Annotated in this window: 16 protein-coding genes and 1 pseudogene; 6 read left to right on the forward strand and 11 right to left on the reverse strand. The window is 41.3% G+C overall.

Features of this window, described 5'->3' with window-relative positions; all coding sequences use genetic code 11:
- Positions 1-53 precede the first annotated feature (53 nt).
- The 5 genes from N0O92_RS01220 to N0O92_RS01240 form a co-directional block, all read right to left on the reverse strand.
- Entirely contained in the window at positions 54-1256 is a 1203-nt protein-coding gene (locus N0O92_RS01220; protein ID WP_315612778.1) for a hypothetical protein, read from the reverse strand.
- A gap of 168 nt (positions 1257-1424) precedes the next feature.
- Positions 1425-3662, reverse strand: a complete 2238-nt coding sequence (locus tag N0O92_RS01225; RefSeq protein ID WP_315612779.1) for an O-antigen ligase family protein — start codon at positions 3660-3662, stop codon at positions 1425-1427.
- A complete protein-coding gene (locus tag N0O92_RS01230) occupies positions 3659-5302 on the reverse strand; it encodes a penicillin-binding transpeptidase domain-containing protein (protein ID WP_315612780.1) in 1644 nt (547 codons plus the stop codon). The genes N0O92_RS01225 and N0O92_RS01230 overlap by 4 nt, the downstream gene beginning before the upstream one ends.
- Positions 5303-5484: 182 nt before the next feature.
- On the reverse strand, positions 5485-5730 hold the full coding sequence (locus tag N0O92_RS01235) for a DUF3006 family protein (protein WP_315612781.1): 246 nt from the start codon (positions 5728-5730) through the stop codon (positions 5485-5487).
- Positions 5731-5741: 11 nt separating this feature from the next.
- Positions 5742-7508 carry an S-layer homology domain-containing protein gene (locus tag N0O92_RS01240; protein WP_315612782.1) on the reverse strand — a complete coding sequence of 589 codons (1767 nt, stop codon included), beginning with the start codon at positions 7506-7508 and terminating at the stop codon, positions 5742-5744.
- A gap of 158 nt (positions 7509-7666) precedes the next feature.
- On the opposite strand from N0O92_RS01240, the gene N0O92_RS01245 reads away from it, so the two are divergent.
- Positions 7667-8392 (forward strand): N-acetylmuramoyl-L-alanine amidase, encoded by a 726-nt coding sequence (locus N0O92_RS01245; RefSeq protein ID WP_315612783.1) that lies wholly within the window; start codon positions 7667-7669, stop codon positions 8390-8392.
- A gap of 57 nt (positions 8393-8449) precedes the next feature.
- Here the strand turns inward: N0O92_RS01245 and N0O92_RS23770 are convergent.
- Positions 8450-8539, reverse strand: a pseudogene (locus tag N0O92_RS23770) (YjcZ family sporulation protein); the annotation flags it as partial.
- 462 nt (positions 8540-9001) lie between these two features.
- Between N0O92_RS23770 and N0O92_RS01255 the strand changes: the two are divergent.
- From N0O92_RS01255 to sda, 5 genes are all read left to right on the forward strand, one after another.
- Positions 9002-9190 carry a hypothetical protein gene (locus N0O92_RS01255; protein WP_315612785.1) on the forward strand — a complete coding sequence of 63 codons (189 nt, stop codon included), beginning with the start codon at positions 9002-9004 and terminating at the stop codon, positions 9188-9190.
- A gap of 172 nt (positions 9191-9362) precedes the next feature.
- Positions 9363-9566 (forward strand): DUF1659 domain-containing protein, encoded by a 204-nt coding sequence (locus N0O92_RS01260; protein ID WP_315612786.1) that lies wholly within the window; start codon positions 9363-9365, stop codon positions 9564-9566.
- 35 nt (positions 9567-9601) lie between these two features.
- Positions 9602-9814: a DUF2922 domain-containing protein gene (locus N0O92_RS01265; RefSeq protein ID WP_315612787.1), complete on the forward strand. Its 213-nt coding sequence runs from the start codon at positions 9602-9604 to the stop codon at positions 9812-9814.
- Between the two features lie 70 nt (positions 9815-9884).
- Positions 9885-10061: a YvrJ family protein gene (locus N0O92_RS01270; protein ID WP_315612788.1), complete on the forward strand. Its 177-nt coding sequence runs from the start codon at positions 9885-9887 to the stop codon at positions 10059-10061.
- Positions 10062-10208: 147 nt separating this feature from the next.
- On the forward strand, positions 10209-10400 hold the full coding sequence (sda, locus tag N0O92_RS01275; RefSeq protein WP_315612789.1) for a sporulation histidine kinase inhibitor Sda: 192 nt from the start codon (positions 10209-10211) through the stop codon (positions 10398-10400).
- A gap of 337 nt (positions 10401-10737) precedes the next feature.
- Here sda and N0O92_RS01280 read toward each other — a convergent pair whose 3' ends face one another.
- The 5 genes from N0O92_RS01280 to N0O92_RS01300 form a co-directional block, all read right to left on the reverse strand.
- Positions 10738-11790 carry an aldose epimerase family protein gene (locus N0O92_RS01280; protein ID WP_315612790.1) on the reverse strand — a complete coding sequence of 351 codons (1053 nt, stop codon included), beginning with the start codon at positions 11788-11790 and terminating at the stop codon, positions 10738-10740.
- Positions 11791-11901: 111 nt separating this feature from the next.
- Positions 11902-13422, reverse strand: coding sequence for a UDP-glucose--hexose-1-phosphate uridylyltransferase (galT, locus tag N0O92_RS01285; RefSeq protein WP_315612791.1), 1521 nt, complete (start codon positions 13420-13422; stop codon positions 11902-11904).
- A gap of 21 nt (positions 13423-13443) precedes the next feature.
- Positions 13444-14433, reverse strand: a complete 990-nt coding sequence (gene galE / locus N0O92_RS01290) for a UDP-glucose 4-epimerase GalE (protein WP_315612792.1) — start codon at positions 14431-14433, stop codon at positions 13444-13446.
- The gene (locus tag N0O92_RS01295) at positions 14430-15614 is read right to left on the reverse strand and encodes a galactokinase (RefSeq protein ID WP_315612793.1); all 1185 of its coding nucleotides are present in this window, start codon (positions 15612-15614) and stop codon (positions 14430-14432) included. Before N0O92_RS01295 ends, galE begins: the two co-directional genes overlap by 4 nt.
- Positions 15615-15739: 125 nt before the next feature.
- The gene (locus N0O92_RS01300; RefSeq protein ID WP_315612794.1) at positions 15740-16954 is read right to left on the reverse strand and encodes an ROK family transcriptional regulator; all 1215 of its coding nucleotides are present in this window, start codon (positions 16952-16954) and stop codon (positions 15740-15742) included.
- Positions 16955-17027 lie beyond the last annotated feature (73 nt).

The following is a 17027-nucleotide window of genomic DNA, read 5'->3' on the forward strand; positions in this document are numbered from 1 at the left end:
ACATAATATACACTGAACAAAAGCCCCCTTCAAAGAAGGGGGCTTTCATACACTTAAGCCGTTGTAGACTTTCTAGCTGTAATTAGCAATAACAACGCACCAGCAAGCAATAATACAACACCAAATGCTAATAGATTGAATGTTGCTGTTGCTGTGTTCGGTAACTTACTGCCTTCTTTCGCTTCAGTTCCTTTTGCAGCAGAGTCTTTGCTTGAGTTGTCACTGTCTTTTTTGCCAGCTACAGGAGCAGCTGACTCTTCTTCTGATTGCTCAGATCCTTCTTCTTCTGAAGCAGGAGCTTCTGTTCCTTCTTCTTCTGAAGCAGGTGCATCTGCTGCCGCTACTTCAAATACTCCGTAAATACTAAAGTGAGTCACATGTCCAATAGCAATGCCTCCAGCAACATCTGCAGCCACACGCTCAGATGTTTTATTGCCATCTTGATCAATGTAAAGGACTGTTACGTTATCCCAGTTTGTTACTGCGTCTGAATTTACACCGAATGTAATCATAACAGGCGTATTCCCAAACTGACTAATATATTGAGTCTCACCATTGTCATCTACATACGAAAGCTTGTAATCATATAATGCACTTAGAGCATCACTGTTTTTACTTAGTACGTCTGCAGATACTTCGTTAAAGCTAAATGTTACATCGTGACCTACTAATAAAAGAGAAACAGGAACCGCTACTGATACCGATCCATAAGAAAGGTTGATCGCAAAGCTTGGATCTAATGCTTCAAGCGCTTCTTTTGAGAAAGTTGTGTGTTGCGCTTGTACAAGTGAAACATAGCCACCTGTTGCACTTTCATGAAGATCTCCTAACTCTACATAAACATAGTCAGCCACTCCATATACGTCATCTGTTACAGAGTAAACATCATCCGTCACATGGTAAACATCATCTGTTACACCGTATACATCATCCGTCACATGGTAAACGTCATCTGTTACGCCGTATACATCGTCTCTAACTCCACCATAAACATCATCGGTAACATCATAAACATGATCTGTTACAGAATAAATATCGTCTGTCACAGAATAAGTGTCATCCGTTACGCCAAAGTCAACATCCTCATAATAAACATAGTCTCTTACAGAGTAAGTGTCGTCTGTTACATGATAGACATTGTTTCTTACATCTTCCTCTTGATTGCTTTCTGCATATGTACTTACCGTCCCAAATGGAGAAACTAATAATGCAAATGCTGTTAAACCACTAATAAAAGATAATTTGTTCTTTTTCATGTTCTCGGTTTCCTCTTTTCTAGTTGTAATAAAAATAGATTAGTTAGGATTCCTTCGCACACCTCCTCATTTTATAGTTCAATAGTAATCTAGTGACTTCCTAATTTGGAAATCACTAGATTATAATACCTAATTTACACATAATTGTCTATCATTTTTACATATTTTTTAGTAGTTTCGTCGCAGATCTTTTACTCGATTTGACAGTTGTTGCTCATTTGTCTTATAACGTTCGAAAAGGGCACTAGCCTCTTCCTCTAATCCTAATCCCTCTAGCGTAAAAATACCCATCGCAACAAGTGGCATCACGTGATCGTCTTCATTCATCTGATCTAGTAGGACCACGATCTTCTCCCCTTCACCGAGCAAATAATAAGCATACATCACGTCTTCTTTTGCTTGCGAGTGGACAGCAAACCCTCTACTGTTGTGTTCTTGTCCAATAGGATCGTTTAACACTTCCTCAACACTGGCTGAATTTCTTTGAAATAACTCGACTGCTACATTCGCAAAGTGAACCATTCTCTCTTCTTGATTGCTTTTCGCATAATCTCGAGCTAATCTCGAAGCAACAAAAATAGCATTTTGGTAGAGCACGGTGTCGTACTCGTCCATTTCTAATGCATCAAGATAAACGTTAAGCGTTTCTTTTCTTAGACCAATTCGGTCCAACATCACCCCAGACCTGAACCATGCTAACGAGTTTGTCGGCTCTAAATGACGAATCGTTCCACTAATTTCCTGTACTCTTTCTTTGTTTTCAACTGGGAAGTTATTTTGAGAGATCAACTCCATGCTTGTCTCACTTAACAAATACCAATACGATAGTTTATTAGGATTATAGGAGACTGCTTGCTCTAACATTGCTTGTCTTTCAAAAAGCGACTGTGTTTGCCTCGCCTCATTGTATGCTTGTTCAGCCAATAGAAAGCGATACGCCATCACAAAACAAAACAGGACCAATGCCGTACTTATTCCAAGAATGATTTTATCGTAGGGAACTTTTGCTGGCTTTTTAATGAGTTGTTCCTTTGAGTCTTTTCCTTCTCTATGAAACCCGATAGCAAACAGCCAAAAGACTAGCAACCAAATCGTGCCATAAGAAAGATTAAAGTCAATAAAGCTGTGAGTAAAGATCGTTATCGTACTGATGATGATAGCTGCATACAAGCTTTTGTTCTCTGCTTGCCGGTAGTTTTTAAACAGAACAACGTACAAATAACCGAATAACGAAACAAAAACGAAGAAACCGAGCCAACCAATATCAACAATCCACTCCATAAAGCCGTTGTGAATTTTATTCGATAAATATGGTAGCTGTTGATAATGTCGATAAATAGAAGCCCACGCCTCTCCTCCATGTCCAATCACAGGAGAATCTTTGCTAATGGTTAGGGCATCTTGCATAAACAAGTACCGCTCACGAGCTGTTGTACTTTCACTAATGCTATCTATCCGTTCTTGAACATTGGTAGGAAGCTGTTGATAGACAAGGCCATTATTCGTGACATCAAGTACACCTAATAAACCAATAACGAGAATTCCTACAGGTGCTGCGAAATGATAGATTTTTTTTCTATTCATAAAAAAGAGAGTGCCTCTCTCCACCCATTTAATAGTCGCAACACTTAAACCTATCGTGATCAGGGTTCCGATCAAAACCACAACGAAAGATCGGTCCATCGCCACTACGACAAGTCCAGCTATCAAGCTATAACTAGAGAACAAAATGTATTTCACTTGCTCAGTTGGTCTTAATAATAAAAGTCCCACTAACCACGTAATCGGGGCCATTAAATACATCCCTCTTGAATACGATTCAATAAAACAAACAACGAACACAACAAGTGGAAACGAATAAAACAAAATTGAAGGAAGACTGATTTTCCCTTTTGTTAACATGAGCAAAGCAAACAAAAGGAAAGCAGCCATCAACATTCCAAACGTATTCGGGTACTGCAACACACCAGCAAAACGGTCTTGAATCACCGCTCTAGGAAAGTCCAGCCATCCATAAGCGACAAATAGCATATGAAAAGCCACCCAAATCCCTGTTACATGAAACACAGCAGGGGCAAATTTCCTTATTCGCTCCTCTCGAAACGTCCAATATAGCAACACGAAGAAAGCTGAATACGCAATCCAGCGGAACAACGAATCCCATGCTCCTTGTGGATGCTGTGCTGAAATAAACGATAGACCATAACAAAGCGGGAAAATAAATGCAAAAAAGGCAGCCTTAATCAAATGAACTTCCTTTTGTACAAACAATCGAACCGACAACATCACAAATAAACTATAAATAAGAAAAGCAAAGCTATAAAATTCAACACTAAAATACAATCCTCTTTGATAAGGATTAAGAATCAGAAGAGCTCCTAGCAAAAGAAATATGAACCAATTCATCTCGATTTCCTCACATCTTTCATATTTTCATCCACATTTTGATAATCCAAAATGACACTTTTAAATAGTTCACCTGAATAATGAATCAGACTCATACGATTTTCCGGAATTACTTCATCAGGTCCAATCCAAACTGCACCTAAGTACTGTTCATTAAACCCAACGAACCAACCATCAAATGACGTTGTCCCTGTTTTTCCAGCCCATTTCTCATGCTCGACCTTCGCACTTTCACCAGACCCATTTTCAACGGCTTCTACTAATAAGTCGGTAGTGATCTCAGCCGTCTCTTCTTCAAATATCTTCCGTTCTTTTTTAGACGCTTGTATTATGGAACGCTGAAACATTCCTTCAACTTTTGAAATAGCTTGTGTATCAAGCATGTTTCCTTTATTAGGAAAAACCGTATAGGCTTGTGCCATAGCAAGCGGTGACGTTCCTACACTCGTAAATCCGAGAGCAAGACCGTATCCATCATTCACATCAATTTCAAAGAGGTTGAATCGAGTTATATAGTCAATTCCCGTTTTAAACCCGATTTGGTTTAATAGCCACGTTGCCGGGACATTATAAGAACTCGTAAAGGCTTTTGCCAATGTAACTTCTCCTCTAAACTCATGATCATGATTACGCGGTGAGAAGTCACCAATTCGAAGAGGTTGATCAATTAACGTACTTTCAGGTCTCCAGCCAACTTCAATAGCAGGAGCAAACACAATTAAAGGTTTAAATGCAGACGCCGGCTGTCTTGTCGTTTCTGTCGCGCGGTTGAACGTATTTGCTAAATACTCTCTGCCACCCATTAATGCTTTTACATCACCTGTTGAATGGTTCAATATAACCATACTTCCTTCTACCATCGTTTCATCGGTATCAGGAAAGTACTCGTCGTCTGAGAATTGACGAAACAAAGCTAACTGAAATTCTCGGTCCATATTTGTGTATATATCGTATCCTCTACGGAAAAAATCCTCTTCGTCATAGCCATGTGCTTGTATTTCATCAATAACATGAGCAACATACGAGTGAACAGCGGTTTGTTCATGATAAGCAGTCTCTACCGTAGCCGGTATATCGCGAACTACTTGAGCATGAACATCCTCAGACAAAAGCCCTCGTCTTAAAAACTCAGATGCCATTTCGTTCATTTCATATGCAATATCTTCATAAGAACGCTGCTCTAACTGAACGAATAAAAAAACAAGCTCAGCTTCCGTCAACTCGTCTACCTTCTTTTGAAAAAAATACTGAGAGGCATTATTGATTCCAATCAATCCATGACCAAAATACATATGGTTCGCATAAAGCTTTTGCTGTTCATTCTGATCATTTGGTATAAAAAAAGTGGATAAGAATCGTTTCACAGGACTTTGGGGATACATTAGTTGAGAAAGTGAACCTCTATTCTCTAATTCTAGTAAATAACTAGATAAGAAAACAGGCACTTCACCTTCAACTAAAAAGGTATGTGGAACAAGAGGTGTATGATTATCATCATACAAAACCGATTGATTGGGTTGTGCTATAGTAGAACGAACCATCGTAATTTGACTAATCATGACCACAGTTGCAAGTAAAATAGAGATGAATAAAGAAATCGTGATAAGACGCTTTTTTTGCTGATTAGTTACGTGAAACATAGTCTTCTCCTTATATCCTGATAGAATCTTCTTAGATGTAGTGATTATAACTTTAATAGTATACAATAAATCGCCTCTAAGAAATATGACTCGAGACTAAAAGCCTATTTTTCTTATCGACAAAAATCGAGCAATTTTGCTTTTTTATAGATTTAGGCCGCACATTTCTGTGCGACCTTCTTTTACTTATTTTTCTCACGTAACTTTTGTAATAACTCACGGGCCTTGGCTCTTGCCTGTTTCGTCTCTTGCTCAAGCTTACGAAAACTCGCAACAATCCCTTCCTTGTTAACATCTGCCTCAATAAGGTCTCCCTCTGACACTCCAGGAAGCTGTTCTTGTTTTACATAGAGAGAGACACTTTCATCCTCTCTCAAGAGAAGATGGGCTATCCCGTCTTCGACACTATCCACTGTGTATATACTCAAATAGCTCCCCCCTAAATGGTAATCTGATGACGCATCGCATCCAATGTCGCTGGACCAATTCGAGGAACATTGACCAATTGTTCTACGCTCGTAAAATTCCCATGCGTTTGTCGATATTGAATAATGTTTTCAGCAATTACTGGACCGACCCCTGTTATATGTTGCAGTGTTTCCCAATCTGCCGTATTAATATTAATCGGAAAATGAGGTCCATCTGGTGTTGGAGTCGGTGCAGGCTGGACTGGCTCTGGTCCTGGTGCGACCGGCTCTGGTTCCGTCGGATCGGGTTCTGGTTCAACTGACGGAACCGATTCTTGAACTCGACCTGTAATGTGATAAGCAGATCCATCTGATACGACAAGAACCGCATCACCTGTAGTGGAATACAACTGCTCTACTCCATTATTCCTCAACCGATTAATGGCTTCCTCGTGAGGATGGCCGTAAGCGTTCCCTTCTCCATAGCTAATGATCCCTTCTGTTGGTTGAACCGCTTGTAAGAAAAACGGATTGGAGCTTGTTACCGAACCATGATGACCAACCCGAAGAACATCTGAAGCAATTTGAAACTGATCGACCATTCGACGTTCCGCTGCAAGTTCGGCATCACCTGTGATCAAGTAACTAAAATTACCGTAACGCATGTGCAAAGAAACAGACGCATTATTTAAGGTGTCCCCTGGCTGCTCGCTATTGACAATGTTAATCGTGACAGCTGGATCGACATCGATTGTATCTCCAGGTGAAGCAAAATGAATCGGAATATCGTTGTCTAATATATGCTGTAAGTAATTGATAAACGTTTGCGAATCATGCTCCGCCCCGCTATCAATAACTTGTCTAACGGTGAAGTTTTGCATAACTGAAACAGCCCCACCAATATGATCAGCATGTGGGTGGGTCATGACCAATCGATCAATCGTATCAATGCCTGCTTGTTTTAAATATTGCACAACAGCCTGTCCAGCCGTTCGTGTACCTGCATCAACTAAAATGGTACTGCCATTCGGTGTCGTAATTAGCGTTGAATCACCTTGCCCGACATTTAAATGATGAAGCGTCAAATCTCCATCTTGAAATGGTTCACCTGGTTTAAAAGCATCATCAAGTGTTCGCGCTAAAAATACAGAAAATTGCGCTCGAGTCGTTGGCTGACTCGGACGAAATGTACGGTCACTTGAAAATCCAGTTGTAATATTGTTTGCCGCTAATGCTTGGATGTCATGATAAAATGTATGATTTCGTCTGACATCATTAAACTCTCGGTTCCACGTCCCTGTTAAGGAAAAGGCACGTGTCAAAATGGCTGCCATCTGTCCACGAGTTAATGGAGCATTCGGCATAAACCGCCCTTCTCGTCCGGTGATAATCCCCTCATCAGCAACAGCCGCTATCACATCATAAGCATGAAACCCTTCACGAATATCTACAAAGTTTGGTGCGGGACGACCTTCTAACTCTAAATCAAGTGCTCCTGCAATCATGGTCGCCGCTTGCGACCTTGTCACTGTATTCCCAGGTCGAAACGTACCATCGTTATACCCTCGAATAATTTCTTGATTAAATAAAAAATGGATTTCTTCCCTTGCCCAATAATCACGACTAACATCGGTAAACTGTGTAGCTTGAATCGCGACATTTTGGGGACTTTGGTTTTGGTTTTGGTTCTGATTCTGGTTTTGAGTATGAGCCGTCCCTCCGTCATCCGCTCCTTGAAAAAAGCCACATGACGATAAAATAAGGACAACCATACATAACAAACAAAGAATTCGTTTCAAAAATAAACCCTCCTTTCAAAAGTTACGTTTAGTTTACGGAATAGGCAAGCTTTCATTCTGTTTCAGTCAAACTAGGGAAAAGTAGGAGAAATTTGGAATTTCATCTATTTGAAAGGTAAAATAAGGGGAGGACGACTAAATTAGAAGGAGAATCACACGTGAACGATGTAAATCTAGGACGAAAAAGCATTCTAATCTTACTATTGCTAGCTACGATCGCTGCATGCAGCGCCTTAGACCATATAGATGATAAAGAAGAAGAAACAATAACATTGCGATCCTCCGAAAAACCAGGTCACAGTGAAACCTTTCTCATCCAAAAACTCGGCGTACAAACCGAGGATCGCTTTCTCCCATTAGAAAACTCACGGCCACGCGTCGATGTGACCCATATTATGCTCCACTTTATGAGCAATGCAGCAAACAAGCCAAATGAACCGTATGAAATTGATGATGCGTACTCGCTTTTTCTTGAGTATGGTGTGTCCGCTCACTATGTGATTGATCGAGAAGGTAGCATCCATCGCTTTGTCCCAGAAGAGCGAGCGGCTTTTCACGCCGGCAAAGGAAACTTGCCTGATTACCCGCACTATAAAGATCGTCTTAATGACTACTCCATCGGAATTGAACTTCTCGCGATTGGTACAGAGGAAGAAATGCTAGCGATGATCCCTGGACTTCGATATGACTCAATTGATCCCTCACTTATTGGGTATACTGATGTACAGTATGAAACGTTAAATTTACTGCTAGATGATCTTTATGAGAGATATCCAACCATTCCTCCAGACAGAAACCACGTCATTGGTCACGATGAATATGCGCCAGATCGGAAAACAGATCCTGGGTCCCTTTTTGATTGGTCCGCGATCGGATATGAATAAAAAATAAACCCTGACCGATTTTTCAGTCAGGGTTTTCTTCTTGCCGTAATTTCATCATTAGCAATGTTTTTTGTCGTCTTTAACAAAAGATGCGCCAATGATAATTAACAAAATGAACAGAACTACGATTAAAGCAAATCCAGAACGTGGCTGATGGTACGCCCCTGCTACAACAGGTGCACCGCAACCATATCCATACCCGTAATCATATCCATAGCTCATTCGTATCCCTCCTTTACAGTGGACTACTACATTGTATGTCCTAAGAAGGAAGGAAGCGAAGGCGATCGCATACTTTTTTATAATTTTAAGAAAGACGTCGTGTAAAGGTTGAAGTTATGGATTTCTCCTTACAAATCAGGCTCCTCTCTACACCCATTCGAGGGCACTGAAAAAGGTACCGTTTTCGCCTTTTTCAGTGCCCTTTAAACAATGAGCGGAGCCGTTTCTTTGTTTTAAGCCTGCTACGAGTGGGTTTCTCGTAGCAGGCGCGCAACGTGTGAAGCCATTGCACTTCCCCGAATTTTCTAAAGTAACTTTTTCAGTGGTCGGTACAAGCACTACTCATCCCTTTTTGACATATTGTAAAAGAGGAAAGGAGGTTGTCTTATGAGTAGTTGGATTTTCTTAATGCTCGCTTGTATTTTGGCAGGATTTGCTTTGCTACAAGCACCTTTAGCCGGTACCTTTTTAGCAGGAATCTCCCCGATCACATCAGTCATTGGTATCCTTGCGATCCTTGTTTTTTCTTTGTATCTCATCATTAAGGGTGTTCTGTTTATTTTTCGGAAACTGTAACCACAAGCCCCAGGCCTTATGTAATTTAGGCCCGGGGCTTTTATTTACATAAAAGCTTGTTCAAGTAGTTTGTTTCCTAACTCCCACCTCATAAACCTACTCATATTTTTTCACACGTTATAATCGTTTTTTAACTCATCCCTCTATATACACAGTGAGAGGAGGTGATCTGATGCTAGTTGATTCTCGCTTGATTTTAAGTTTTATCAATGGCTACGACAACGAAGGCAATCCTATTCGTAAGACAAAAAGCTTTAACAACGTGAAGACAAGTGCCACAGACCAGCAGCTTACAACAATTGCTACTGTGTTAGCACCTCTTCAACAATGGGATTTGGACGCGGTTGATCGTACGAACGTTCACAGCTTAATGTAGGACGAATAGCATCTTTTTAGAAAGGAGGTTTTCCTATGAAACGTCTTGAACTAATCTTTGAAAATGAAATGGGTGGAAATGTCACTCTTTCATTGGACGAACCAGTCTATCCAGCTAACCCCGTTGCTGTCAGTTCAGCTATGGACACGATCGTTGCACAAAACGCATTCCGTTCCGCTGGAGGCGACATTGTCGCAAAAAAAGCCGCACGCATCGTTGATCGTACGGTAGAAGACATTGAAATTTAACACTTTTATGTAAGGGAGAGGAAGGCTACTACAAGCCTTCCTTTTTTTACAGAAAGGAGGAACATGCCTTATGGAGATGTGGCTGCCAGTTTTAAGTGAGTTCGGCTTTCCAGTCATTGTCACTCTTTATCTACTAAACCGGATAGAGAGCAAGCTTGATCTCCTCAACCAATCCATTTTAAAACTGCCAGAAAATCTGTATCAGCAGCAGTTTCGCCCTTTAGAGCAAAAGAAGATGATAGATTAGCATGCAAGGCTGCCTCAAGCTTATTATGAGAGGCAGCCTATTTTGCGTGCATCCCTCCTTTCTTGTATAACTTTTTTAACACTAATGTTTAACCAGAACCCAAAGTGGGTAATCATTTTATACTCACGTAATAAGGAGATGGATCAAATGCATGAAGTAGATATTATTAAAAGTTTTGAAAGATTATCAGATGAATTATTATTGCAAACGAAAATCAAAGCGGTTGCTCTCCAACTAGACTCTAGATTTATCGAGTTGCTTGATATAGAAATGAATAAAAGAAACTTGAAACAACCTATTATAGATGTGAAGGAGGAAGAGAGCAGGCAGGAAATGTAGCCTGCTCTTTTTAAGGAGTAGAATACCGCCCGCATAAGGAGCTAAACCGCCGCATATGTTATCATTCTGCCGCATAAAAATCGCCTAGACGCATAAGTTCCGCAATTTGCCGCATAAGTTTCCGGATTCGCCGCATAAGTTTGCGAATTTGCCGCAAATGAAGCCGAATTCGCCGCATAAGTTTGCGAACAGAGGCTTTTTCTGATGCTGTAGCTTCAACTCTTCTCCATTCATCCTCTGAAAAATAGAGAAATGTCTTCTAACCACGATAAAAGGCCGCCTTACACACGCAACCTCTGCCTAAAACAGAAGGTTCCTGCTAAGACAACCTCTCACATTATTCCTCATCCCCCACACAACCAAACGTAAAAGTAGTTGAGGTCTGATACAACTCTCCCTTACGCAAAATACAAGAGGAAAACTGCGGATGGTGGATCGAATCCGGCGGTCCTTGTGTTTCCAAACAAAGTCCTAAATAATTTTCCGACTTCACTCCTCTTACTTCGTAGTCACCTTTGAGATGATTGCCCGTGTAAAGCACAACACACGGTTCGTCTGTCTCAACAGTCATCACGCGTCCACTTTCTTCATCCTTAAGCAGCATCTTTTTCTCCTGTAAAAGAAACGGATGATCATAACCATTGCCCACTAATTGAATTTGCTCAAGCTCTGACCCAATCCCGTCACCAATACGCCGCTCCTTTCGAAAATCAAAAGGGGTTCCCTCAACATCGATGGCTTTGCCTGTTGGAATCATATCACTAGCAAGCTCCAAAAACTGATTACTTGGCAACGTTAGAACATGATTCAGCACATCTTTTTTCAAATTCCCACTTAAATTAAAGTAAGAGTGATTCGTCAAGTTCACTAATGTCGTTTGATCACTTTCAGCCTCGTATTTAATGATCAACTTATTGGAAGCAGTAAGAGTATAGGTCACTTTCACGTCAAGGTTTCCCGGATATCCTTCTTCCCCGTCTTCACTGTGGTAAGTAAACTCCACGCCAACTTCATGTTCCTTCTCAAATACAGTCGCTATCCATATTTTGTGACTGAATCCTTCCACTCCGCCATGCAAGTGGTTGTCACCGTCTGTTTTGGGTAATGAATATGCTTTGCCTTCTAGTTCAAACTGTCCCTTTTTCATTCGACCTGCCACACGCCCAACTACTGCCCCGTAATACGGAGCACCATGTTTAACATATTCTTCGATCGAGTCAAACCCTAAGACGATATTTTCAAATCTACCTTCTTGATTGGGTGTCATTATGTTCGTAATAATACAACCATAATTGATACACGTGACTTCGATACCCTGATTATTTTTTAACGTAAACGACGTAACTGCTTTCCCATTTAGCAATCCGAACTCTTTTTGAGTGATGTTCATATGCTCATTCCTCCTCTTCTTTTTCTAAAAAAAAGAGGCTGTCTCCCCTAAAGTTTCCGCTCCCCTCACATGGGGTCAGACCCTTCCTAAGACAACCTCCGTATAATCCACTTACTTTACTGAATCGATAAAACGTAAAAAGGCGGCTGTTCCTTCGTCATTTCGTTTGAATACGCCGGCATGCTCCAAGATCGTTGCAAATACTTTTCCTACTTCGACTCGCAAAATTTCTTCAACATTATCTTGTGATAGCTCCGGATGCGCAGACTTGATGTTCATCGCCCAATCCAGGTGCTTCGCAATGGTTTCGCTCCCCGTAATCCGCGACTCTGCTTCACCAGTTGGCAACACACTTGCTAGCTCCTCCAGCTCTTCACTTAAACGCCCCGGCAATACCGCTAAGCCCATTACTTCAATTAAGCCGATGTTTTCTTTTTTAATATGATGCACTTCTGCATGAGGATGGAAAAGTCCATCTGGATGCTCATCTGTCGTCCGGTTGTTACGCAGCACCAAATCGATCTCAAACAATTCTCCCCTTCTACGGGCAATTGGTGTGATCGTATTGTGAGGAGTTTCCCCGCTAAACGCATGAATGTCAGCAGCGCGATCTTCGTATTGTTGCCACTGAGCAAGCAAATAGTCCGCAGCTTCAACTAACGATTCACGAGACGTTCCTTGCAAACGAATGACACTCATCGGCCATTTGACGATTCCTGCTTGAACGTCAGGGAAGCTCGATAATGTAAATGAATACTCCATCGGTGCTTGCGCCATCGGAAAGTCATGGCTTCCGCCTTGGAAATGATCATGACTTAAAATAGATCCCCCTACAATTGGCAGATCGGCGTTTGAACCGAGGAAATAATGCGGAAATTGTTCGACAAATTCAAGCAATCTCGCAAAGGTTTTTCGAGAAATTTCCATTGGCTCATGTTCTCCTAAGAACACTATTGCATGCTCGTTATAGTAAACATAAGGAGAGAACTGCAAGTACCATTGTTCCTTTGTTAATGTAAGCGGAATGATGCGTAAGTTTTGGCGAGCTGGATGATTGACTCTACCAGCAAAACCGACATTCTCTTTACATAGCAAACATTCTGGATAGGAACTTGATGCAAGTTGTTTCGCTGCTGCAATCGCCTTTGGATCTTTTTCTGGCTTTGATAGATTAATCGTTATCTCCATATCGCCGTATTCCGTTGGGGCAAACCAATGCTCATTTTTTGCAATACGGTCCGTTCGGATATAATGAACATCTTTTGAAAGTTGGTAAAAAGCCTTCGTTGCAGCAGTGGCGCTGTCGGTTTCATACCGATGATAAAAATCGCGTACAACCTCAGATGGCCGCGCTGTTAAGCACCCCATAATGTTTGTATCTAGTAAATCCCGGTACGTTACCGTGTTTTCCTCAAGAACACCTTGTTCTGCTGCCCACTGAAGAATGTTATCTAGAATGTTAACCGGTGACTCAACCTCAACCTCATTCACTTCAACAGGCTCAGCATCGTCAATACGTAATACTTGAAACATTTGATTCCGACTATAATCAAGATCCCACTTCGTAATCAGGCCTTTTCTTAATCCGTATTGTAGAAGTCGTTCAATTTGTTCATGTATGTGCACACTCATATTTGACATCCTTTCTATCGTTTATTTCTGATAGCCTGTTGGATTCGCAACGTGCCACTTCCACGCGTGTTCGACGATCGTTTTCAGTTCTGGATAACGAGGTTGCCATCCTAGCTCGTGGTTCGCTTGTTCGGCTGAGGCAATGAGTGTAGCAGGATCTCCTGCTCTTCTCTCAGAAACAGCGGCCGGAATCTCATGACCTGTTACCTCTCTGCATGTTTCAATTACTTCTTTTACAGTAAATCCTTTTCCATTTCCAAGATTATAAACGGATGTCGTTTGATCACGGCGTAATTTTTCTAATGCTAAATAATGAGCTTCCGCTAGATCCATCACATGAATATAATCACGGATGCAACTGCCATCTTTCGTATCGTAATCTTCTCCAAAAATTTGTACTTGTTCACGCTGACCTAAAGCAACTTGCAAGACGATTGGAATTAGGTGTGATTCCGGCGTATGGTCTTCCCCAATGCGACCTTCTGGATCAGCGCCTGCAGCGTTAAAATAACGTAAGCAAACGGATTTCAAGCCGTACGCTGCGTCACACCAGCGGAACATATTTTCCATCGCAAGTTTCGTTTCACCGTATGGATTCGTTGGAATCGTCGGGTCACTTTCTTTAATTGGAATGTTCTTTGGCTCCCCATAAGTTGCCGCTGTCGATGAGAAGACGATGCGTTTCACATCATGGGCTACCATTTGTTTGACGAGTGTGTGTGAGCCGATAACATTATTTTCGTAATAATCAAGAGGCTTCTCAACACTTTCTCCGACTAGAGATGAAGCGGCAAAATGAACAACAGCCTCAATTCTGTGTTTTTGAAAAATATCAGCGAGTAGTGCTTCATCATGAATGGATCCTTCATAAAAAGTCACTCCGTCTAACAGAGCTTGCTTATGACCTTTTTCGAGACTATCTAACACAACAACGTCTTCTCCTTTATCAAGAAAATAAAGGACTGTGTGACTTCCGATGTAGCCTGCTCCCCCTGTAATTAATACGCTCATTTTTGCACCTCCAATAGTCGTTCGTGAACGCCGTTTCCTGCTTCACAAATATAAAAAGTTGGGGTTAATCCTGTTTCGTTTACGTACTCTTCTTCCACTTGCTTTTTAAATGAATCAACTGCTTCTGCTTTTACAAGACTAACCGTACAACCGCCAAAGCCCGCTCCAGTCATACGAGTACCTACACAACCGTCTACTTTTCTTTGTGCCTCAAATAACGCATCTAGTTCGTTTCCTGTCACTTCATAATCTTCTTTTAATGAAAGATGGGAACCAATCATCAATTTCCCGAAGATAGCCAGGTCGCCGTTTTGCAAAGCTTCTTTTGCTCCGTTTGTTCGTTTATTTTCGGTTACAACATGCTTGGCGCGGCGATATAACAGCTCATCACCAATTAACTCTTCCATTTCCGGGAGGTCGGCAGTTGTCAGGTCACTTAATGTTTGAACAGTAGGCTTTTTCACTTGTATCCTTCTTAATGCTTCCTCACATTGAGACCTGCGCTCGTTGTATTTGGAATCAGCGAGGCCACGACGTTTGTTTGTATTCGTAATTACGATTTTGTGACCATGTAATTCTAACGGAACATCCTCAGCGTGCATTGTCATTGTGTTTAAATAAATCGCGTGCTTTTCTTTGCAAAGACCGACCGCATATTGATCCATAATTCCACTGTTAACACCAATAAAATGATTTTCCATTCGCTGACAAAGTTTTGCCAAATCAACTCTTGAGAGTGTTGCTTGAGCTAACGTTGCTAAGCCAAAGGCTGTTACCATACCAATTGAAGCGGAAGAAGAAAGACCTGCGCCATTTGGAATCGTTCCTTCATAAAGGATGTCAGCTCCCGTTAAGGAAACGCCTTCATTTATCAGTTCTTTTATAATTCCTTTCGGGTAATTGCCCCAGTCATCTTCTTTGTCATACGTGAGCTCATCTAATGTAAACGAAACTCGTTGCTCAAAATTCGTACTAGCTAGGTGAAACGTACGATCTTCACGCTCTCGTATCACCATTTCTGTTCCAATTGTAAGTGCGGCAGGAAATACATAACCACCGTTGTAATCTGTATGTTCTCCGATTAAATTGACACGACCCGGAGCAAAAAATAAACGCTTCTCTTTATTGGAAGCAGGGAATAGTTGATCAAACTTTTCTGTAAGATTTGTTGTTTTCCACATATTAATACACCTCTTTTTGACGTTTTTATTTAAGGTCGAACTTAATTAATTAATTTAATTAATTAAGATTTTACCATACTTTTAATAAAATGAAACCCCTTTATTAAAAGTATATTAGCTAAAAATTAGGACGAGATTTGCGGGCTGAACAAGTCTTTCAATACGAGCGTTGCCGCGCCGATGACCGTTCCATCATCTCCTAGCTTCGATTCAATGATTTCAGTTTCTCGTGCCTGTGTTGTTAATGCGCGCTGTCTGACCACATCTCGCAACGGACCTAAAACGTACTCCCCTGCTTTTGCGACCCCACCACCGACGATGATACGAGTCGGATTCATTAAGTTTATTAAGTTTGTTACACCAATTCCTAACGCACGACCTGTCTCAGCTAACAATTGCACGGAAAACTCATCACCTTCTTGTGCACATTCAAAAATAAGGGCACCGTTAATGTCCTCAGCATTGTTGTGAACCTTTTGTAAAAGGTACTGATTTTGCTCGGACTGAAGGGCACGCTCTCGCAGCACTGCTCCACCCGCAATCGTTTGCAAACATCCAAAACTCCCACACGAACATTGCTTGCCATTCATATCTACAATAACATGACCGAATTCTCCTGCGATGCCGTTTTGCCCGTGAAACAGTTCGTTGTTCAGAATAATACCTGCCCCAATCCCTATACCAACGTTAATACAAATAACATTTTCAATTCCTTGCCCGTTGCCATACCACGATTCCCCTAAAGCTAGAGCCCGAACATCATTTTCAACAAACGTAGGAATGTGATAATGCCCTTCAATCTCCTCTTTAATTGGAATGTCACTTAACTGAAAATTAGGAGCAAAGACTGCAACCCCCTTCAGATAATCAACAATCCCGTGCATCCCAATGCCTATGCCAATGACCTTATCCATTGAAACACTTGATTTCTTCACCACGTCATGAATAACGACCTTGATTTTCTCAAGCAAAAGACTATTTGTTAACTCATGAGGCAGTTCAATTTCACACTTCGCTTGAATTTTAGCATTCAAATCGGTCACAACAGCACGAATCAAATGTCCTCCTACATCAATGCCCACAATAAAAGAGTGCCGGTCATTGATTGTAAGAAGAATCGGCTTGCGTCCACCTTGAGACGTACCTACCTTGCTTTCCCTGACCAAATTAGCTTCAAGCAATTCCGCCACAATATTAGTGACCGTTGGGGGAGTTAGCTTGGTTTTCTTTGCGATATCTGCCCTCGAAATAGGGCTGTGAAGTCGAATTGTATTTAAAATGGTCGACTTGTTTAATGTTTTCATCCATTGAAAGCTTCCCGTCATCTGAACCTTTGACATACAAGGGTCCCTCCTTCTTAGTAAGGGGTCAGACCCCTCGTTAGTCATTTAAAGCATTAAAGAAGGGTCTGAC

It is taken from the genome of Alkalihalobacillus sp. MEB130, assembly GCF_032335535.1.
GTDB lineage: Bacteria > Bacillota > Bacilli > Bacillales > Bacillaceae_D > Halalkalibacter.